Source organism: Fodinicola feengrottensis (assembly GCF_039530045.1).
GTDB lineage: Bacteria > Actinomycetota > Actinomycetes > Mycobacteriales > HKI-0501 > Fodinicola > Fodinicola feengrottensis.
This window is the reverse complement of the sequence record NZ_BAAANY010000004.1, coordinates 2070-20620: the sequence shown is the minus strand read 5'-3', so window position 1 is coordinate 20620 and position 18551 is coordinate 2070. Positions and strand designations below refer to the sequence as shown.

General features: G+C 67.5%; 19 protein-coding genes. 15 read left to right on the top strand and 4 right to left on the bottom strand.

Translation table 11 applies throughout. The annotated features are described in order from the left end of the window. Window positions 1–213 precede the first annotated feature (213 nt). The 8 genes from ABD301_RS05710 (at window position 214) to ABD301_RS05675 (ending at window position 8258) form a co-directional block, all read left to right on the top strand. Complete coding sequence (locus ABD301_RS05710; protein WP_344307819.1) at window positions 214–1650, top strand: ATP-binding protein; 1437 nt, start codon at window positions 214–216, stop codon at window positions 1648–1650. Then, window positions 1647–2093, top strand: coding sequence for a roadblock/LC7 domain-containing protein (locus ABD301_RS05705; RefSeq protein WP_344307817.1), 447 nt, complete (start codon window positions 1647–1649; stop codon window positions 2091–2093). Before ABD301_RS05710 ends, ABD301_RS05705 begins: the two co-directional genes overlap by 4 nt. Beyond that, complete coding sequence (locus ABD301_RS05700) at window positions 2090–2446, top strand: DUF742 domain-containing protein (RefSeq protein ID WP_163573722.1); 357 nt, start codon at window positions 2090–2092, stop codon at window positions 2444–2446. The genes ABD301_RS05705 and ABD301_RS05700 overlap by 4 nt, the downstream gene beginning before the upstream one ends. After that, entirely contained in the window at window positions 2427–3041 is a 615-nt protein-coding gene (locus ABD301_RS05695) for a GTP-binding protein (RefSeq protein WP_163573723.1), read from the top strand. Before ABD301_RS05700 ends, ABD301_RS05695 begins: the two co-directional genes overlap by 20 nt. Beyond that, window positions 3038–4300, top strand: a complete 1263-nt coding sequence (locus ABD301_RS05690) for a cytochrome P450 (protein ID WP_344307814.1) — start codon at window positions 3038–3040, stop codon at window positions 4298–4300. The genes ABD301_RS05695 and ABD301_RS05690 overlap by 4 nt, the downstream gene beginning before the upstream one ends. After that, window positions 4297–5565 carry a cytochrome P450 family protein gene (locus ABD301_RS05685; RefSeq protein WP_344307812.1) on the top strand — a complete coding sequence of 423 codons (1269 nt, stop codon included), beginning with the start codon at window positions 4297–4299 and terminating at the stop codon, window positions 5563–5565. Before ABD301_RS05690 ends, ABD301_RS05685 begins: the two co-directional genes overlap by 4 nt. 151 nt (window positions 5566–5716) lie before the next feature. Continuing rightward, on the top strand, window positions 5717–6895 hold the full coding sequence (locus tag ABD301_RS05680; protein WP_344307810.1) for a cytochrome P450: 1179 nt from the start codon (window positions 5717–5719) through the stop codon (window positions 6893–6895). A gap of 73 nt (window positions 6896–6968) precedes the next feature. Continuing rightward, the gene (locus ABD301_RS05675) at window positions 6969–8258 is read left to right on the top strand and encodes a C2 family cysteine protease (protein ID WP_344307808.1); all 1290 of its coding nucleotides are present in this window, start codon (window positions 6969–6971) and stop codon (window positions 8256–8258) included. A gap of 19 nt (window positions 8259–8277) precedes the next feature. Here the strand turns inward: ABD301_RS05675 and ABD301_RS05670 are convergent, their stop codons facing one another. Continuing rightward, window positions 8278–9147 (bottom strand): helix-turn-helix transcriptional regulator, encoded by an 870-nt coding sequence (locus tag ABD301_RS05670; protein ID WP_344307806.1) that lies wholly within the window; start codon window positions 9145–9147, stop codon window positions 8278–8280. Window positions 9148–9250: 103 nt separating this feature from the next. Here ABD301_RS05670 and ABD301_RS05665 point away from each other — a divergent pair, with 103 nt between their 5' ends. Further along, the gene (locus ABD301_RS05665) at window positions 9251–10756 is read left to right on the top strand and encodes an MFS transporter (protein WP_344307804.1); all 1506 of its coding nucleotides are present in this window, start codon (window positions 9251–9253) and stop codon (window positions 10754–10756) included. On the opposite strand, the gene ABD301_RS05660 is transcribed toward ABD301_RS05665, so the two are convergent. Beyond that, on the bottom strand, window positions 10753–11916 hold the full coding sequence (locus ABD301_RS05660) for a macrolide family glycosyltransferase (RefSeq protein ID WP_344307802.1): 1164 nt from the start codon (window positions 11914–11916) through the stop codon (window positions 10753–10755). The two genes, ABD301_RS05665 and ABD301_RS05660, sit on opposite strands and share 4 nt — an antisense overlap. Before the next feature lie 231 nt (window positions 11917–12147). Between ABD301_RS05660 and ABD301_RS05655 the strand changes: the two genes are divergently transcribed. The 3 genes from ABD301_RS05655 to ABD301_RS05645 are packed head-to-tail and all read left to right on the top strand — an operon-like array spanning window position 12148 to window position 14268. Beyond that, window positions 12148–12627, top strand: coding sequence for a GNAT family N-acetyltransferase (locus ABD301_RS05655; RefSeq protein WP_344307800.1), 480 nt, complete (start codon window positions 12148–12150; stop codon window positions 12625–12627). Next, the gene (locus tag ABD301_RS05650; protein ID WP_279583320.1) at window positions 12614–13675 is read left to right on the top strand and encodes an AI-2E family transporter; all 1062 of its coding nucleotides are present in this window, start codon (window positions 12614–12616) and stop codon (window positions 13673–13675) included. The genes ABD301_RS05655 and ABD301_RS05650 overlap by 14 nt, the downstream gene beginning before the upstream one ends. A gap of 23 nt (window positions 13676–13698) precedes the next feature. Then, on the top strand, window positions 13699–14268 hold the full coding sequence (locus tag ABD301_RS05645; RefSeq protein WP_163573728.1) for a mycothiol transferase: 570 nt from the start codon (window positions 13699–13701) through the stop codon (window positions 14266–14268). A gap of 206 nt (window positions 14269–14474) precedes the next feature. Here the strand turns inward: ABD301_RS05645 and ABD301_RS05640 are convergent, their stop codons facing one another. Continuing rightward, a complete protein-coding gene (locus ABD301_RS05640; RefSeq protein ID WP_344307794.1) occupies window positions 14475–15077 on the bottom strand; it encodes a TetR/AcrR family transcriptional regulator in 603 nt (200 codons plus the stop codon). Window positions 15078–15158: 81 nt separating this feature from the next. Between ABD301_RS05640 and ABD301_RS05635 the strand changes: the two genes are divergently transcribed. Both ABD301_RS05635 and ABD301_RS05630 read left to right on the top strand, forming a co-directional pair. Continuing rightward, on the top strand, window positions 15159–15605 hold the full coding sequence (locus ABD301_RS05635) for a DUF6069 family protein (protein ID WP_344307792.1): 447 nt from the start codon (window positions 15159–15161) through the stop codon (window positions 15603–15605). A 65-nt stretch (window positions 15606–15670) separates the two neighbouring features. Then, window positions 15671–16057, top strand: coding sequence for a VOC family protein (locus ABD301_RS05630; RefSeq protein WP_344307790.1), 387 nt, complete (start codon window positions 15671–15673; stop codon window positions 16055–16057). 187 nt (window positions 16058–16244) lie between these two features. Here ABD301_RS05630 and ABD301_RS05625 read toward each other — a convergent pair whose 3' ends face one another. Then, window positions 16245–17534 carry an aminotransferase class V-fold PLP-dependent enzyme gene (locus ABD301_RS05625; RefSeq protein WP_344307788.1) on the bottom strand — a complete coding sequence of 430 codons (1290 nt, stop codon included), beginning with the start codon at window positions 17532–17534 and terminating at the stop codon, window positions 16245–16247. Between the two features lie 241 nt (window positions 17535–17775). Here ABD301_RS05625 and ABD301_RS05620 point away from each other — a divergent pair. Further along, window positions 17776–18551: IclR family transcriptional regulator (locus ABD301_RS05620; RefSeq protein WP_344307786.1), on the top strand; the 776-nt coding region annotated here is incomplete at its 3' end.

Genomic DNA, 18551 nt, shown 5'->3' with positions numbered 1-18551 from the left:
GCCCGTTTTATCCGCCGGTGCGTGGCATTCGCTGATCGGCGATGGCGAGATCGTTGGTGCGCACAGCAAAAGACAACGACCTGACTGACTCCGGTGTTCGGGGAATGGCCTAAAGTAGCCAGCCGATCATGCTGGCGCCGAGGTCGCTCCTACCAATAGGGTCCCGGGGTTGAGCAGGTCTGCGCGTACGCCGCTCCGAGGAGTTTCCCTTTGATGATCGTGTACGGCATCGCCGCCGCCGCTCTGTTGCTCGCCGTGGTGACGGTGTTGCTGCTGTCCCGGCTGCGGATCCGGCGCGCCCGCCGGGACGCCGCCGACGCCCGCCAAGAGGCGAACCACGCCCGCGAGGAAGCCAACCGGGCGCGCGACGAGGTCGTCCGCGCGCAGGAGGAGGTGGCCCGGGCCAGGGACCAGGCCAGCCAGGACCTCGCCCGGGTGCGGGACGAAGCGGTCCGGGCCGGCGAGCGGGCCCGGGACGACGCCGGCCGCGCTCAGGACGAGGTCGCCGCGCAGGCCAGGGCCTACGCCGCCGACCTCGCGGCGGCCGCGGACCGGTTCGCCGACGAGACGGTCGCCCCGGTGCTCACCCGGCTCCGCGAAGGCGCCTCGACCGACACCGCGCTGGCCAGCGTCCCGCGACCGGAAATCGGTGCGTACGAGCGAATCCTGCGGATGGTGGCGGCCGAGGCCGGGCGCAGCGAGAACCGCCGGGCGGCGGCCATGGCGGCGTGCGCGAACGCGGCCGGCCGGATGCAGGCGATGACCACCGCGACCCTCGCGGACCTGCGCGAAATGGAGCACCGGCACGCCGACGAGGATGTGCTCGGCGACCTGCTGCTGCTCGACCACCGCACCGCGCAGGCCGGCCGGCTGGCCGACAGCATCGCGGTGCTGAGCGGTGCGCGGTCCGGGCGGCGGTGGGCCAGGCCCATCCCGATGGAGTCGATCCTGCGGGGCGCCATGGGCCGGATCGCCGGCTACCAGCGCGTACGAGTGCGCTCGGTGGCCGACATCGCGGTCGCCGGCCACGCGGCCGAGGGCGTCATGCACGTACTCTCCGAGTTGCTCGACAACGCGTGCAACTTTTCCCCGCCCACCACCGAAGTTCACGGTTACGTGGCCGAGGTGACGGCCGGCGCGGTGGTCACCATCGAAGACAGTGGCCTGGTGATGAGCGAGACCGCGCTGCGTCGCGCCGAGCAGGCGGTGTCCGGTGAGGTGGGCGACCTGTCGATGCTGTCCGGCAGCCGGCTCGGTCTCGCGGTGGTCGGCCGGCTGGCCCGCAAGCACGGCCTCAAGGTGTCGTTCCGGCCGTCCGCGATCGGCGGCACCGGAGTGGTGGTGATGATCCCGCACGAGCTGATCACCCGGATCCGCACCGACGGTCCAATCAGCCTGCCGACCCAGACACGGGCGGCGCTGACCAGCGGTCCGAGCGAGTCCGAACCGGTCGGCGACACGGCCACCGGCCTGCCGCGGCGCCGGCGCGGTCGTACGCTCGCCGCCACCTACCCGGACGACGCTCCCCCGCGCGAGCCCGAGCCGGTGTCATCGGGACGCAGCCCGGAGCCGGCCGGCGCCCGTTTCGGCGCCTTCCGGCGGGCCGTCACCGGGCAGGACAACCCGCTGGGCACGGAGGATGACCGATGACCTTGCCCACTACTACTACGCCCACTCGTACCACCGCGGCCGATCTTGCCTGGCTGCTGGAAGGGCTGCTGAGTCGTACGCCCGGCGCCCGGCACGCGTTGGTGCTGTCCAGGGACGGGCTGAAGATGTGCCGTACGTCCGCGCTCACCGAGGACCAGGCCGACCAGCTGGCCGCGATCGCCGCCGGCATCCAGAGCCTGTCGCATGGCGCCTCGATCGAGTTCGGCGACGGCTCCGGCGGCGTACGCCAGTCGATGACCGAGTTCTACGGCGGCGTGCTGTTCATTGTCGAAGCCGGCCAGGGCAGCCACGTGGCGGTCATCGCCGCCGAGGACGCCGACGCGGGCCTGGTCGGGCACAACATGCTGGAGCTGGTCGAGCAGCTCGGCGAACGCCTCAGCGCGGCCCCGCGCGCCACAGCCGAGGAGGCCACGCCGGAATGAGCCTGGCGGGCCGCGACGACGACCCGGACCGGCTGTACACCCTCACCGGTGGCCGCAGCCGGCCCAGCAGGGACTGCTTCGACCTGGTCACGTTGGTGGTCGGCGAAGCCGAACCGGCCCAGGGGATGCAATCGGAGCACGCCGCGATCCTGCGGATGACCCGCCGGCCGGTGGCTGTCGTGGAGATCGCCGCGGACCTGCGACTTCCGGTCAGCATCGCCAAAATCCTGTTGTCCGACATGCTCGACGCCGGCTGGATCAGCGTTCGCCATCCGCAGTCGGCGCTGGGCGTGGCGCAGCTCCCGGACCACACCACTCTGGAGAAGGTGCTCGTTGGACTCCGCGATCTCTGAGGTGCTGCCGGCCAGCCGTACGCCGCTCAGCCAGACCGCCGACAACGGGCTCAAAATCGTCATCGTCGGCGGCTTCGGCGTCGGCAAGACGACGATGGTCCGCTCGGTCAGCGACATCCGGCCGCTCAACACCGAGGAAACGATGACCCAGGCGGGTCAGCATCTGGACGACTTACGGGCCGTGCCGTACAAATCCTCGACCACGGTGGCCTTCGACTTCGGCCGGATCAGCCTCGACACGCACACCGTTCTCTATCTTTTCGGGGCACCCGGCCAGGAACGCTTCTGGTTCCTGTGGGACCGGCTGTTCACCGGCACGCTCGGCGCGATCGTGCTGGTGGACGACCGGCGGCTCGCCGACTCCTGGTACGCGATCGACCGGCTGGAGCACCACCGCACGCCGTTTATCGTGGCCCGCAACGACTTCGGCGGCAAACCACACAGCCTCACCGAGGTCCGCGACGCGCTCGATCTGGAGCCGCAGGTGCCGCTGATCGACTGTGACGTACGCTCCCGCGCCTCCAGCAAACAGGTGCTGATCGCGCTCGTCGAGCACCTCCAGAACCTTATGACCGCTCGGGAGAACACCGTATGAGCACGCCCACGCCCGCCGAAACCGGTTGCCCGGTGCTCGCCGAGAACGCCGTTGCGCTCAGCGGCCCGCGTTTTCACACCGATCCGATCGGCCTGTACGAGGACATGCGGCGCGAGCACGGACCGGTGGTGTCCGTAGAGCTACCCGGCGGTTTCCCGGCCTGGCTGGTGATTGGCTACCGCGAGCTGCATCAGGTCACGTCCGATCCGGACCTGTTCCCGCGCGATGTCGGGCTGTGGAATCAGTGGCCGCACATTCCGGCGGACTGGCCGCTGCTGCCGATGATCGGCCAGCGGCAGGCCTCGGTCTACTACACCGTGGGCGAGCCGCACCGCCGGCACGCGAGCATGGTGAGCGAGGCGCTGGCCAGCGTCGACGCGTTCGAGCTGCGCCGGCACGCCGAGCAGCTGTCCGACGAGCTCATCGACGGTTTCTGCGGACGTGGCGAGGCCGACCTGGTCGCAGATTTCGCCGGTCCGTTGCCGGTGCTCGTGCTCGCCCGCATCATCGGCTTCCCGGACGCGGAAAGTCGTCAGCTGGCGTACGTGCTGAACGAGCTCGCGGACGGCGGGCCGGGCGCTCAGCAGGCGTACGCGAGCTACACCGACCACATGCAGCGACTGGTCACGACCAAACGTGCACACCCGGGCGCCGATGTCGCCTCCCGGCTGCTGGCCGACCCGGCCAGACACAGCGACGAGGAGGTGGTGCTGGACCTGAAAGACACAACTGCCGCCGGGGTCCTCCCGACAGCCGACTGGATCGGCAACTCGATCCGGCTGATGCTCACCGACGATCGGTTCGCCGCCGCCCTCGGCGGTGGCCGGCACAGCGTCGCGCAGGCCATGAACGAAGTCCTGTGGGAGGACACCCCCACCCAGATCCTGAGCGGCCGCTGGGCCGCCCGGGACACCACCCTCGCCGGTCGACCGATCCGGTCCGGCGACATGCTGCTGCTCGGGCTCGCCGGGGCCAACGCCGACCCGGAGATCCAACGCCATCTGGCCGGTGGCCAGAGCGGCAACAGCGCGCACTTCTCTTTTGGTTACGGCGAATACCGGTGCCCTTTCCCGGCCCAGGAAATCGCCGAGATCACCGCCCGGACCGGCATCGAGGTGCTGCTGGACCGGCTGCCTGACCTCGATTTGACCGTGCCGGCGCGGACCCTGGTCCGACGCCCGTCGGCATTCCTGCGCGGGATGACCGCACTGCCGGTACGGTTCACCGCTGTGCGACCCGTTGGAGGGCAATTACCATGAATGACCCCGACTTAGCGACCCAACGTTTTTCCCAGCACCGATTAACAAGTCCTCGCCAGTCGAGGAACCAGACCATTGTCATCGATCCGCTCGTACGAGATCTGGCCGGCGAAACCGCGAAGCTGCGGTCCGCCGGCCCTTTTGCGCGCATCGACCTTTTGGGCGTACCAGCCTGGACCGTGACCAGCCACGCGGTGGCCCGCCGGCTGCTCACCGATTCCCGGCTGGTGAAGGACATCAACCACTGGGGACTTTTCCAGTCCGGCATCGTCAACCAGCAATGGCCGCTGATCGGGATGGTCGACCCCGGTCGCTCGATGTTCACCGTCGACGGCGCCGAACATCGCCGGCTCCGGGTCAAAACCGCCCAGGCGGTGACTCCGCGCCGACTGGAAGCGCTGCGTCCGGTCATCGACGAACTGACCAGATCGCTGCTCGATGACTTGCAGAATCTTGACCGCGTGGACTTGAAAACCACCTTCGCGCAGCCGCTGCCCATGGGTGTGGTTTGCGCCTTGATGGGCGTGGACAAGAGCGAGATTCCGCGGCAAATGCGGCTGTGGAAGGCGTTTTTCTCGATGCTGACCCCACAGGACGAGCGGCTTGCGGTCATCTCCGAGCTGGACGTTATTTTCACCGATATGGTACGGGAAAAGACCGCCCACCCCGGCGATGACCTGACCAGCGCCCTGATCCTGGCCGACGACGGCGGCGAGCCGCTGACCGAGGAGGAAGTCGTAGGCAACCTCAAGTCGATGGTCGCGGCCGGACATGAGACAACCATCGGGCTGATTCTCAACGCCGTACGCGGATTGCTGACCCACCCCGATCAGCTGGCACTCGTACTGGCCGGTGCGGTTCCGTGGACTTCGGTCGTCGAAGAGGCGCTGCGCTGGGATCCGCCTGTTTCCCACCTCCTGATGCGATTCGCTACCGAGGACATCGACGTCGACGGTTTCGTCATCGAAAAAGGTGAGGGCGTGGTCATCTCGTACCGCGCCATCGGCCGGGACGCCTCGCACCACGGTCCTGACGCTGATTTCTTCGACGTCACCAGGTCCACACCCATCCGGCACATGACTTTCGGCCACGGCCCACACATCTGCCCCGGCGCCGCACTGTCGCGGCTGGAAGCCGGGATCGCGCTGCCGGCGCTTTTCGCTCGCTTCCCCGGATTGCGGCTCGCCGTACCATCCGCGGAACTCCGGAACCTGCCGATCATGACCCAGAACGACCTGGAGTCCTTTCCGGTTCATCTTCGCTAAACAGACGCGAGGGTGACGTTCTGGGGCGGATATGCCGAACTTCCATCCCCCACAACGTCACCCTCGCGGAAGCTACCGATCCACTCATGACATCTCTCACATTTGCCGGTCCCGCACTAGAATCGGTCGCGCACAACGACAAGCGACTTTCGTGAGGAAGATCTTGACCGCTTTCCCGATGGCCCGGACCTGCCCGTACGATCCGCCGCCGGAGCTGACCAGGCTCCGCTCCGACGATCCGATCAGCCGGGTGACGCTGGCCGACGGCAGCACCCCGTGGTTGGTGACCCGGCACGAGGACGTACGCGCCGTGCTCGCCGACCGGCGGTTCAGCGCGGACAACGACCTACCTGGCTACCCACAACATCGCAGCGCCGGCGGCCGGCCGCCGCGCACCTTCCTGCGCATGGACGGCGCCGAGCACGCCCACCACCGCAAGGCGTTGACCAGCGAGTTTACCGTCAGGCGAATCGAGTCACTGCGTCCGCTGGTGACCAAAACGGTCGACCAGCTGCTGACCAGCATGGCCGCCGGACCGCGTCCTACCGACCTGATCGGCGCGTACGCGCTGCCGCTGTCCTCGACGGTGATCTGCCAGCTGCTCGGCGTGCCCTTCGGCGACCACCAGTTCTTCCAGGACCAGAGCCGGGCAATGTTGGACACGCACGGCGCCCCGGAACAGGTCACGAAAGCGCGGAACGAGTTGGTCGGCTTCCTGCGCGAGCTGGTCGCGGCCAAGGTCGCTACACCCGGGGACGACCTGATCAGCCGGCTGCTGGCCAAGGGCCGACTGAGCGGTCCGGAAGTCGTCCTGACTTCGGTGCTTTTGTTGGTGGCTGGCTACGAAACGACCGCGAACATGATTGGTCTGGGCACGCTGGTGCTGCTGCGAAATCCCGAGCAGGCCGCGGTCGTACGGGACGACCCCACCGCTGCTTCCAGCTCGGTCGAGGAGCTGCTGCGGCTGCTGACCATCACCCACCTGGGCCATCGCCGGGTCGCTCTCGAGGACGTCGAGGTCGGCGGGGTGCTGATCCGCGCTGGTGAGGGTGTCATCGCGGCCGCCGACGCGGCCAATCGGGACCCCGCGGTGTACGACGCTCCCGACGCGCTGGACGTGAGACGAAGCCCGAACCACCACGTCGCCTTCGGTTTCGGCGTGCACCAGTGCCTCGGCCAACCACTGGCCCGGCTGGAACTCCAGGTCGCCTATCCAGCCTTGCTCCGCCGCTTTCCCGACCTGCGCCTCGCCGTGGACCCCGATGCACTCACCTATCGGGACACCCAGCAAATCTATGGCGTCGATTCCCTCCCAGTCACCTGGCAATAAAGACCGAGCTACGCTGATCCACTGTGACCAGCACGAAAGTCGATGACATTTGTCAGACCATCTGGATGGATAGATGAATTACCATCGCGACCACTGGAAGCGCTGGGCGCGTACGGTCGGCAATTTCGTCCCAGAGGTCGACGTGGCCCTCGCCGCGTACGACGGAGTGGAGCGGCTCGCCCGTCCGAAAATGCTCTATCAGCGCGGTGGACACCCGATCCAGCCCCAGCAGCCGTGGCAGTTTCCAGGCCCGCCGGCCGTTGAATACCGCGTCGAGGCGGCATACCGGCGGATCGCCGCGACGCTCATCATCGCGCCCCAGGCACCGGACGCCGACGGCCGGGCCGACGCCGTCGAGGACCTGTTGTACGAGCTGCACGCAGCCGAGCTCGACATCGTTCTCGGACGCCTCGGCAATCGGGGCCTCGACGCGCTGGGGCGGCTCCTGCTGGCCGCTGAGCACCTCGAGCGTTCGTGGGATTTCTGTCGCGTACAAGCACTTTTCAACCTCCTGCTGGAACGTCCCAGCCCACATGTGGCCAGCCTGGTCGGCGCCTGCATCTCGGCCACCCAGCCGGGCATGGACGGCCTGGAGGACGACGATGTCGACGGCTGGCTGGTGCCGGCCGGGCCGTTCGTGGTGCTCGACGACCGCGCGTACCGGACCGACGCCGGCTATCGGGTGGAGGGCGCGGCGGATGCGATGGCCTGGCAGGACGTGCTGCAGGGCCTGATCGGCGACTGCTGGTTCCTGACCAGCCTGCAGGCGGTGGCGAAGGCCAACCCGCAGTGGTTGCCGCGCCATATCAAGCAGAATCCGAACGGTACGGTCAGTGTGCTGCTGTACGACGAGGACGACCGGCACCCGTGCCCGGTGACGGTGACCCCAGACCTGCCGGTCAGCGGCGGCGTGCTGGTGGGCGCCACCGGCCACACGAAAGACCCCGCCTATGCCGAAATGTGGCCCGCTTACTACGAAAAGGCGTACGCGCAACAGTGCGCCGGATATGCCGCGATCGAGGGCGGCTGGGCGCGCCGGGCGTTTCCGATCATCACTGGCCGCGAACCGGTCCGGCTGCCGACCGACAGCCGCGACCTGCCCTGGCGGATCGACGGCCACCTCCGCAGCGGCCACGCGGTGGCCGTCGGCACCCGCGGAGGGTCGGACCGGGACACCGTGCTCGGCGGCCGGCTGGTCTGCGGCCATGAGTATTTCGTCAAGGAGGTCGACACCCGGGCCGGCCGGATCTGCCTCGGCAATCCGTGGGGCGACGCGGCCAGCAAAACCAAATGGGAGGTTTGGCTGAGTCTCGACGAGGCGCTCACCCACCTCAACGAAGCCACCGCCGTACTGACGCGATGAGCGGATCTCCGGCGGGCCCTCACGGCTCTGCGCGGCTCAGATCCTCGGGGCTGAAACTGCTCAGGAAATTCAGTGCCTCTTCGGCCGGGCTGCCGGGCGCAGCGGTGTAGACCACCAGCAGGTGGTGGGCCGCGCCCGGAACCTGGAATGTTTCGTAGGTGAGCGTGAGGTCCCCGACGGTCGGGTGCCGGAAGTGTTTGGGCCCGTGGGTCTTCTCATGCACGTGGTGGCTGGCCCACAAGCCGCGAAAGGTCGGGCTCTGCACCGAAAGTTCACCGATCAACCGGACCAGTTCCGGATCCTGCGGCCGCCGCCCGGCCGCCATCCGGAGCATGCCCACGGTCGTACGGGCGGCCTCGTCCCAGTCGAGGTGAATCCGCGGCGCCTGCGGGTCCAGGAAGATCCGCCGGGCCATGTTCCGGTCGCGTACGCCCAGTCGCGGGAAGTCGGCGATCAGGATAGCCGCGAGGCGGTTCCAGGCCAGCACGTCGTTGCGGTCGTTCATGATCAGCGCGGGGCCGGTCGAGATGGCTTCGACAACCTGTCCGAGGGTGCTTCGCAGGACCGGGGCGCGACCCGCCGAGGTGGCGCCGCGCCGCGGTGGCCTCGCCAGGTCGTACAGGTGGGCTCGCTCGGCCGCGCCCAGCAGCAGCGCCCGGCACAGCGCATCGAGGACCTCGTCGGACGGCCGGTCGGCCCGCCCCTGCTCCAGGCGCACGTAGTAGTCGGTGCTGAGGCCGACCAGCTCGGCGACCTCCTCGCGACGCAGGCCCGGCACCCGACGGCGGCCAGTGGACGGCAGCCCCGCCTCAGCGGGTGACACCGCGGCCCTGCGGGCCCGCAAATACATGCCGAGACTGCCGGCGATTGTCCTCGGGTCAGCGTCCACGCCATCCAGTATGCCCATGACAGCGGCTCGTAAGGTGGCCCTGTCATTCCCAGGGAACGGCTGTCACTTCATCTGCTGACCGCTGCCGCGAACCATTGCTGGCATGGCTAATTCCTCGCTTGATCTTCGACCCGAGACCGGCGCCGCCGTGCCCGTCCGGCGTACGTTCTGGCCGGTCGTCCTGGCGGTCGCGGCCGCCAGCATGATGTTGCCCTTCTCGGTGACCGGCGCCGCGGTGGCGCTGCCGAGCATGGCCGCGCACTTGGGGGCGTCCGTTGGTACGGCCCAGTGGATGTTGAACGCCTTCAACATCACCTTCGCCGCTCTCCCGCTGGCCGCCGGGGGCCTGGCCGACCGCCTCGGCCGCCGCCGCGTACTGCTGACCGGCATCGCCGTGGTGGGCGTGATGTCGCTGCTCGTCGCACTGTCGCCGTCGATGGTCTTGGTGGATCTCGCGCGAGCGATCCAAGGCTGCGGCGCGGCGACCGTACTGGCCGCGGGCGCCGCGGTGCTGGCCGAAGCCACCTCTGGGCGACGGCGACAGTTGGCCTTCGGCATCCTCGGCACCTCGTTCGGGACCGGGCTCGCGATCGGGCCGCTCGCCGCCGGAGCGCTGGTCCAACTTGCCGGCTGGCGGTCGGTCTTCCTGCTGGTCGCGGTGATGTCGGTGCCCATATGGCTGGTCGCGACCCGAGCCGGCGAATCTCGCGACCCCGCCCGACGCAAGCTCGACCTCGCTGGCGTAGCGACCTTCACCGCTGGACTCGGCTGCCTGTCGTACGCCTTCGTCCAGGCCGCTGCGGCCGGGTGGACAGCCCCGGGCACGCTGCTTCTGCTCGCCGCCGCCATCGCGCTGACCGCGCTGTTCGCGGTGCTGGAGATCAGGCGGGCGGACCGGGCGATGTTCGACGTACGCCTGTTCGCGAAGCCCGAATTCGTCGCCGTGGTGTGCCAGCCCTTCACGGTCACGCTGGGTTTCGTGATTCTGCTGATCTACCTGCCGGCTTACCTTCAAGGAGTCGCTGGTCAGAGCACCTTTTCCAGCGGTCTTCTGCTGCTCCCGATGACCGCGCCCGTGTTGCTGCTCCCGCTGGCCGCCGGCTGGATGGCCGCTCGTACGTCCGTACGCACGGTGCTGACCGCCGCGTCCTTGATGATCGCCCTCGGCGCGCTGCTCTTGACGACGCTGCACAGTGACGGGTCGTGGCTGGCGTTGGCGCTGCCGCTGCTGCCTTTCGGGGCTGGGGTCGGCCTGGCGTTCGGCGTGATGGACAACGCCGCCATCAGCACTGTCCCAGTCCACAACGCGGGAGCGGCCGCCGGCATTTTCAACACGATGCGGATCACCGGCGAATCCGTCGCCGTCGCCGGTGCCGCGGCGCTGCTCACCACGCTGACCGCTGGCCAGCTCGGCCAGCATGGCGTCGCCGCGGCTTCGGCCGTACGACTGGCCGGGCTCGCTGTCCAGGGACAGGTCGCCCAGCCCGACCGAGCGGGCCTTGCCAGCGATCTGACCGCCGCCTTTCACGTCCTCGGAATCGTCCTCGCGATCCTGTCGACCATCGGCGCGGTTCTCACGTACCTGGCGCTGGCACCCCGCCGTCGCTAGTACCTGGCCCTCTTCATGAGGACGTCGGCGGCTTTGCTCGCGCCGCCGGCGTCGTGGCAATGCTTGCGCATTTCCGCGACGTTGTCGGCGTACGACGGCTCGGTGTCGATTGTTCGTACGGCCGCGGCGAGCTTCTCCGCGGTGATGGCACTGGGATCCAGGGCGGCTCCGAGACCGAGTTCGGCGACTCGACGAGAAGTCAGGGCCTGCTCCGGCATCTGTGGCACAACAACCAGCGGTACGCCGTACCAGAGCGCTTCCATGGTGCTGTTCATGCCGCCGTGGGTAATGAAAAGCCGGCTCCTTTCCAGCACCGGCAGCTGCGGAACCGACGGCGCGAGCAGGAAATTCGCCGGCGCCGGTCCGAGCTCGGCCGGATCAACCCGGAATCCGTGCGACAGCACGACCGTCCATGGCAAATCGGCGAAAGCTTCGAAGCAGGACCGGAAAAACTCCGTCTGGTTGTTGAAAACCGTACCGAGTGAGATGAAGAGCGTGTTGCCGGCTTCCACCTTCTCCAAGGGAAAGTCGCCGGTGTACGCACGCGGGCGAATCGCCGGCCCGGTGAAGGCCACCTCCTCGCCGATGTTCGCGCCCTGTGGGTGGAACTCGCGCGGCATGAACGAAATGCCGGTCCGATCCTCCCGCTCGAATGCCTCGAACGGATAGTTCGCCTGAGTGCCGAAAACCTTGGTGAAGTCAGCGTAGCCGGGTGACGCTGTGATCGCGTCCATCATCTGTTTCGCGCTCGCACTGGCAAGAACGGCAGAGGTGAGGGTGGTGCCCATGTACGACACGTAGGATCCGTTGACTGAAATCCCCTGCCGGTCGGCCTCCCGGTGACCCCACAACGCCATCGGGTCCGCCAGCACCAGGTCGGGTTTCTCAGCGGCCAGCCACGGCGAAAGCCACGGCTGAACCTCACGCCCCACCTCGGCCAACATCGCGAACAACGCCGCCGGCCCGGCCACGGTCGGGTCCGGCGTCGGCGGGTCGGCATGGGCTTTGAGCCGCGCGCCGGTGAACTCGATGGACTCCCGGAACTGCTCCGCCGCGACATAAACAACGTCCTCGCCGCGGTCCACCAGCTCCGCCGCGACTCCCAGGGTCGGATTCACGTGCCCGTGTGCGGGCGGCACGAAAATCGCGTACTTTGCCATTCCGGCAGTCCCATCTCTTGTGAAGTCAGCCTCTCGTCCTTGATCCAACCGGCGATCTGGGGGTTTTGCCAGAACCAGCGCATCGGCCGCTCTCAGCCAACGCACAGCTTCGTACCCGACCGCGCTGGGCACGACAGTCCCCCAGCCACGATCGTACACAAAAGTGAACCTGCGGCTGCCCTCCGCGCCAGCCCGGAGTAGTTGTCAGACCTGCCAGTTACGGTCGGGAGCATGACTGAATCAGCGGCCGAAGCGCCCGCGCCGGCGGCAGCATCCGTTTTCGTCACCGATCACCCTGCTGACGAGGATGTCGCGCTGATTTCAGCTGGGCTCGATGATCTCAACGTGCGGGAAACGGGAATCGACGATCGCCGACCGCTGGCGGTGCTCGCCAGGGACCCGGAAAGCAAGCGGGTGGTGGGCGGCCTCAGTGGCCGCACCTCATTGGGTCTGCTGTTCGTGGACCTGTTCTACCTACCAGCAGGGCTTCGCGGTGCCGGGTTGGGCAGCGAAATTCTGCGGCAGGCGGAGGAAGAAGCCCGCCGGCGCGGGTGCCGCGCCGGGGTGCTCTACACGATCAGTTTCCAGGCACCTGCCTTCTACGTCGCCCGTGGCTGGCGCGTTTTCGGCGAGGTTCCCTGCGACCCACCCGGAACCAGCCGAGTGTTCCTCACGAAAGAGCTCTACGATGCGACGGGTGACCTCGGCTGATCCCACCCCCTTGTTGCCTCGTGCGGTGGTGGTGCTGCTCGCCATGGCGGGCGCTGTCATCGTGCTCGGCGGCCTGCTGGCGAGTGCGTGGCTCGTCGCGCCGCTGTTCCTGGCGATGGTGATCGTCATCGCGAGCAGCCCGGTGGCAAGCTGGCTGCGCCAACATCGAGTGCCGTCCTGGCTGGCGACGACCATCCTGATCCTGTTGGTGTACGCGATAATCATCGCGCTCGTCGCCGTCCTGGTCGTCTCGATCGCCCAACTCGCCGCGCTGCTGCCCACGTACGCCGGCCGGGCCAACTCTTTGCTGACCGAGGTTCTCTCGCAGCTGGCGAGGTTCGGGGTCACCACAACGCAGGTGAAATCGATCCTGAGCGGCCTGAACATCGGCAGCGTGATCGGCTATGTCGGATCGCTGCTGACGACCGCCACCAGCATCGGCAGCAACGTGGTTTTCGTGCTGTCCCTGCTGTTTTTCGTGAGCCTGGAAACGTCCACTGTGGACGCGCGGCGGATCGCCATCGCGGTCGACCGGCCGCTGATCGCCGAGGCGGTGGCCGGCTTTCTGCGGGACACCCGCCGTTATCTCGTGGTCAACACGATCTGCGGACTCGCGGTCGCCGCGCTGGACACCATCGCACTTATGGTGCTGGGCATTCCGCTGCCGTGGCTGTGGGGGGTAGTGGCGTTCCTGACCAACTACATTCCCAATATCGGCCCGTTTCTTGGCATCGTGCCACCAGCGCTGCTCGCCTTGTTGAGCGGTGGCTGGCAGCTGATGGTGATCGTCATCGCGGTCTACCTCGTCATCAACTTCGTTGTCCAGACAGTCATCCAGCCACGTGTGGTCGGCGACACCATTGGACTGTCCCCCATTGTCACGTTTCTTTCCTTCGTGCTGTGGGGCTGGATTCTCGGGCCGATCGGCGCGATTCTCGCGGTCCCGATGACACTGCTGGTCAAGGCGCTCTTCGTCGATGTGGACCCTAAAGCCGGCTGGGCGCATGCGCTGCTGACCAGTGAACAGGACCTACCAAAGAAATCCTGAAGCAAACGTTCTACGGTGGCTCCATGACCGAAGAAGCATGCCCCTGGGAACCGCCCCTTGCCGGCACCGAGGCCGAGCACCTTCTCGGCGCGCTGGACCGCCTGCGTACAACCTTCCGCTGGAAGGCCGACAACCTCGACTCGACGGGCCTGCGGACCCGCATCGGCGCGTCCTCGATGACCATCGGCGGTCTACTCAAACACCTTTCGCGCGCCGAGGACCAGATGTTCACCACCAAGCTCAGCGGCGCGCCGATGAACGCCCCCTGGGACACCACCGACTGGGACAGCGATGCCGACTGGGATTTCACCTCGGCCGCCGCGGACACCCCCGGGGCGCTGTACGCGCTTTGGGACGCGACCATTGCGCGATCCCGAGCGACCCTCACTGCCGCCCTGGCCAACGGTGGGCTCGACCAACTCGTCTGGCTCACCTGGCCGGACGGCCGCCATGCCAGCCTGCGCCGGCTCGTGTGCGACCTGATCGAGGAGTACGGGCGGCACACCGGCCACGCGGACCTGCTCCGCGAGGCCGTCGACGGCCGCGTCGGCGAGGATCCGCCCGCCGGTTGGCGCCCCTCTCCCCTCAAATAGCCGTTAGCCTGCCTCGTAGTCCGTGGCGTCACCGCAGAAGGCCAAGCAACGCTTCCAGTACGTGTTCCCCATGCGCGCGACCCGCGGTCGCGCAGCCGCCGCGAGGCAACTCAGGCCTGACTTGCGGTGAGTACGCCCCGCCGCCCGGATCGCTGGATCCACGTGCGACGCACGCGATGAGGCATTACGGCCAACCAGCGGTGTAGTTATCCGCGGCGGTGTCGTAGGGCTGGCAGCAGGACGTGGTCAATCAGGGCGGCTATCGTCGCCTCGTCGAGTTTCTCGCGGCGGGCGACCATCTGCCGGAAAGCATATGAGGGCAGGACGCCGGCGATGATGTCCACGGGCGCGTCGGGGTCGATCTCGCCGCGTTCGATCCAGCGGTCGAGAACTGAACGCAGTGCCAGTGCCGGCGGCCGGCCAATCGACTCGTACGCGGCCTTACGCAATTCGGGTTCATGCGTCGCCGCGCCGAGCAGGCTCGCCAGCAGGAGCGTCGACCGTTCGTCGCCCGAACTGTAGTGGAGCGCGCAGGTGACCAGATCCTCGCGCAGCGAGCCCGTGTCCGGCACGCTCACGTCGGCGTGGAGTGCGCGAATGGCGGCGATGACCAGTGCCGTTTTGCTCGGCCAGCGCCGGTAAATCGCGGCCTTGCCGGTGCCAGCCTGCCGCGCGACCTCCTCCACGGTTGCCTTGGCCAGTCCCTGTGCCATCAGGACGTCGACGGCGGCCTCAAGAATGGCGCGTTCCAGCGCCGGATCGCGGGGCCGGCCGGCCGGGGCCGCGCCCTCGTGCGTGCTGTGACTCATGGCGTCCATCTTACGGGACTATGTGGTACCGTAAATTACGGTACTAGCAAGTCTCGAAACATGGTCAACAGAGGAGCTGTCATGTCGTACGAGAAGAAGTTGAGCGCCGCCGCGATCCTGGGTGGCGTGATCGTGCTCGCGGTGGCCGCCAACACGGCGGTGGCCATGGTCGCCGGACGGTTCGGCGCGGAGTCCACATTCGCGCCGCTCACGCTGCCGGTTTACGGCGCGTTCACGGTGGTCGGCGTGGTGGTCGGATGGTGGGGGTGGCGGTTCGTCGAAGGACGGTCCGCACGGCCGCGCGCGACCTTGACGGCGCTGGTTCCCGTCGTCACGGTGCTCTCGCTGGTGCCTGATCTGCTGCTGCTCGCGCTGCGGTTCGTTCCCGGGACCAACACGGCTGGAGCGGTGGCGCTGATGGGAATGCACGTCGTGGTGGCGGTGCTCGCCGTGCCTGGCTACCTGCTCACTTCCCGCCTTCTGCGCGAAAACAGGGCAGTCGGTGACTACCGGGTGGAAGCAGCCTGACTCAGGGACGCCCGGCCCGCCCTCCCCTGCACCTCAGCACCTCGTGGATCGTGAAGGAGGACGAGATGACTGGGTTCCACTTCACCGACATCCCGCCGGTCGCCATATCCGTCCGGGATCAGCAACGGGCGGTGGACTTCTACGTCGGGGTGCTGGGTTTCCAGAAGCGGATGGACGTTCCGCTGGGCCAACTCGGCGGCCGGTGGATCACCGTTGGGCCGGCCGAGTCGGTGGCTGCCATCTCGCTCGTCGCGGCCACCGACCACGCGCCGTCGGGTGGTGACACCGGGATCAGACTGGCCGCGGCCGACGCGGCCGCCGCGCATCGCAGGCTGGCCGACCGCGGAGTCGAGGTAGCCGAACTGCTGAAGTGGGACGGCATCCCGCCCATGTTCAGCTTTCGCGACCCCGACGGCAATCGGTTGGTCATCATCGAGAAGCCAACGAGATGACCTGGCCTCGGGATTTCGCGGCCCATCGCCGAACGCGGGACAATGTCCCACACTCGAGCACACCGGCCACCCGGGCGTTGCCGCCGGCCACGGTCGAGACGTACGACAACGGCGTGCGGAAGGCGATCTTCCGCGACCGAGAAGGAAACGAGATTGGTTTTTTTTGGTGGCGCTCCATAAGCGCACATCAATGGATGTCGGCCAAGGCGCGGACGGCGCGGTCGATTTCTTCGGGCGTGTTGGCCACGCCAGCGCCAAGACGTACGGCTGGCGTCTGGTAGGGCGAGGCGGCGGAGGTGATGCCGAGCCCGCGAAGTGTGCGGACGACGTACTCGACCGAGTGATTTTTGGGCTGTACGCAGACGATTCCGCCAGCAAGCAGCGGTGACCGTGGGGTGAGCAGCCGTAGGCCCGGCAGATCGGCGAGGCCGTCGCGCAGCCGGGTGTTGAGTTCGTGGACACGAGCGGCGATGACCGGTCTGCTTAGCTGGCGATGGAAGGCGGCGGCTTCGGTGAGCGCGAAAACGTTGGCGTAGTCGGCGAAACCGCCCGGCGACAGATACGCGGCCTTGGTTGGCGGCAATGCACCTCCATCGAGCCAACGACGATGCAGCGCCGTGTCAAAATCAAATGACGGAATCGTCGGGGAAAGTGCCGTCCAGGCGTTGGGACGGCCCCACAGAATCCCGGTTCCAGCCGGGCCAAGGAACCATTTATGTGCTCCCGCCGCGAAAAAGTCCGCTCCGAGCCGGGTCGCGTCGACGTCCTCGACGCCAAAGCCATGCACTCCGTCAACAACCAGCAAGCAACGATCGGCTGGTTCGCGGTCACGATTGGCCTCCGCGACAATGCCGGCGATGGCCGTCAGCGGAAGTTTCAGGCCGGTGCACGAACTGACCCAGGTCACCCCGAGCACCCGAGTGTGCGATGTGATCGCGGCTTGGACGCTGGCCAGGATCTCGTCGACGGTGGCGCTCGCCGCATTCCGGGCCAGTCGTACGGTCCGCACCGTGCTGTCCCGTTTTTCGGCTGCCCGCCTGGCGGATTCCAGGTGTGAATAGTGCGCGTCCGTGGTCAGCAGCAACTCCTGCCCGGCCCGTAGCGAAAGCCCGTGGTAGACCAACGCCAAAGCGGCCGTCGTGCTGGGCATCAGCGCGACCTCGTCGGGAGCCGCACCGAGGTAGTCGGCCATCGCGTTCTTCGCATACTGGTACGGGCCGTGGCCCGCGGTACCCAGTGAGCTCATCGACCCCAGCAGCAGGTCCTCGACCAGGGACGGATCCCGGTCCAACACAGCGCGCCACCGGTCCGCTGCCTCCCGCACCTGCCGGGGTGGGGACGCGAGCAGAAAATGGGTCAGATGGATGAGGGACGGATCGAGCCGGAACTCGGCGCGTACGACCGCCCAGTCGACGCACCGCGAGGCTGGGTCATGGGTCGTCGGCTTCACGGTCAGACCGACCCTCCCACGGTTCACGCCTTGGTCGTACCGAAGCGCATGACTCCGCATCAGGACCGGATTCCAAAGAGGAAATTATGGCGGCCGCGGGACATCGCGCACCATTCACGAATGTCATCTCTTTCCCGGCGAGGCGCGCGTGCGCGATTCGTACAGGCGCTGCGCAGGCGGGATAGCAGACGGCCCTAGCGGCCACCTAACGTGCCGTCATGACCTGGCTGCCGACCGAGCCACTGGGGACCTGACCTGAGGGAACGCGATGCGCAACACACCCGACGTTGGCGAACAGTCGCAGTTGGTGGATGACTTCGGTACGGCGAGCGCCGCTCTCGAAGGAGCATCCACAGCCTCCGTGCTCAAGAAGACCCAACTCATCCTGTCGGCTTTCGACGGCCGCAAACCGCGACTCGGACTCACCGCGCTGGCCCGCCGCTCCGGCCTGCCCAAACCGACCACCTACCGGCTGGCACAGGAGCTTTCCGAATTGGGTTTCCTTGACCGGGTGGAAAACGAGTACCAGTTGGGTTGGCGGATCTTCGAGTTGGGTCAACTGGCACCGGCGCCGGCGAGGCTGCGCCGCATCGCGCGACCCGTCATGGTCGACTTGCACGCGGCCACCAAGGCCGCGCTGCACCTGATGGTGCCGCGAGGCTTGGAAGTCATGTGTGTGGAGTCGCTCGCCGGTCGCAGTGAGACGGCTGGGCAGGCGATGGCCGGAACCCGAGCGCCCATTTGGTTCACCGCGTCCGGAAAGCTCTTCCTCGCCTATGACACGCATTGCGAACGAGCATTGCGCCAGCTCGACCAGTCGACCACCGAACCACTCACCCGACACAGCGCCCGAAACGCTGGCCAGCTGCGGTCGCAGATAACGGCGATTCGAGCCCACCGCTGGTCTCAGGAGCGCGAGGAACGGGTGGAGGGCCGCAAAAGCCTCGCCGTACCGATCACTCTCTGGGATTCCGAACGGGTGGTGGCCGCACTGTCCATCACCACCGAGGTCACTCGTCGCGACGAGCCGAACACCAAGAAATT

Coding starts and splice junctions, on each gene's coding strand:
- ABD301_RS05645 (WP_163573728.1), top strand. CDS start 13,699: ATGACCGAAGAAGCATGCCCCTGGGAACCGCCCCTTGCCGGCACCGAG.
- ABD301_RS05705 (WP_344307817.1), top strand. CDS start 1,647: ATGACCTTGCCCACTACTACTACGCCCACTCGTACCACCGCGGCCGAT.
- ABD301_RS05655 (WP_344307800.1), top strand. CDS start 12,148: ATGACTGAATCAGCGGCCGAAGCGCCCGCGCCGGCGGCAGCATCCGTT.
- ABD301_RS05665 (WP_344307804.1), top strand. CDS start 9,251: ATGGCTAATTCCTCGCTTGATCTTCGACCCGAGACCGGCGCCGCCGTG.
- ABD301_RS05630 (WP_344307790.1), top strand. CDS start 15,671: ATGACTGGGTTCCACTTCACCGACATCCCGCCGGTCGCCATATCCGTC.
- ABD301_RS05700 (WP_163573722.1), top strand. CDS start 2,090: ATGAGCCTGGCGGGCCGCGACGACGACCCGGACCGGCTGTACACCCTC.
- ABD301_RS05675 (WP_344307808.1), top strand. CDS start 6,969: ATGAATTACCATCGCGACCACTGGAAGCGCTGGGCGCGTACGGTCGGC.
- ABD301_RS05710 (WP_344307819.1), top strand. CDS start 214: ATGATCGTGTACGGCATCGCCGCCGCCGCTCTGTTGCTCGCCGTGGTG.
- ABD301_RS05660 (WP_344307802.1), bottom strand. CDS start 11,916: ATGGCAAAGTACGCGATTTTCGTGCCGCCCGCACACGGGCACGTGAAT.
- ABD301_RS05685 (WP_344307812.1), top strand. CDS start 4,297: ATGAATGACCCCGACTTAGCGACCCAACGTTTTTCCCAGCACCGATTA.
- ABD301_RS05635 (WP_344307792.1), top strand. CDS start 15,159: ATGTCGTACGAGAAGAAGTTGAGCGCCGCCGCGATCCTGGGTGGCGTG.
- ABD301_RS05690 (WP_344307814.1), top strand. CDS start 3,038: ATGAGCACGCCCACGCCCGCCGAAACCGGTTGCCCGGTGCTCGCCGAG.
- ABD301_RS05640 (WP_344307794.1), bottom strand. CDS start 15,077: ATGAGTCACAGCACGCACGAGGGCGCGGCCCCGGCCGGCCGGCCCCGC.